Annotated in this window: 1 protein-coding gene and 1 pseudogene; both read right to left on the bottom strand. The window is 49.5% G+C overall.

From position 1 onward, the window contains the following. Nucleotides 1–145: pseudogene (locus B1A85_RS26455) on the bottom strand (NAD(P)-dependent oxidoreductase); the annotation flags it as partial. A gap of 3 nt (nt 146–148) precedes the next feature. After that, the coding region (locus B1A85_RS23485; RefSeq protein ID WP_146087221.1) for a dTDP-4-dehydrorhamnose 3,5-epimerase family protein at nt 149–297 on the bottom strand (149 nt) is incomplete at its 5' end.

The following is a 297-nucleotide window of genomic DNA, read 5'->3' as shown; positions in this document are numbered from 1 at the left end:
CAATGGCGACGAGTTCCATTCCAGGGACGGAGTTGATGATTTGGTTGGCGATGCCGCGTCCCATGAACCCTGCACCGATCATCCCCACGCGAATCGGATTTTTGGCTTCTGCTCGTTCTTTGAGTGCTTTATCAATAATAATCATTAGCTATACTCCCACAACGGTCTGTTCCAACAAAGCCCAAGAAGCATCTTTGGCAGAAATCTCACTAACTGGTAGTGGCCAATCAATCGCTAAAACCGGGTCATCATAACGCAACCCACGCTCATAGCCAGGCGTGTAAAACTCGCCCACCT

Origin of the sequence: Chroococcidiopsis sp. TS-821, assembly GCF_002939305.1 — a bacterium.
GTDB lineage: Bacteria > Cyanobacteriota > Cyanobacteriia > Cyanobacteriales > Chroococcidiopsidaceae > Chroogloeocystis.
Note: the sequence above shows the minus strand (reverse complement) of the source record. Positions and strands in the feature narration are given on the sequence as shown.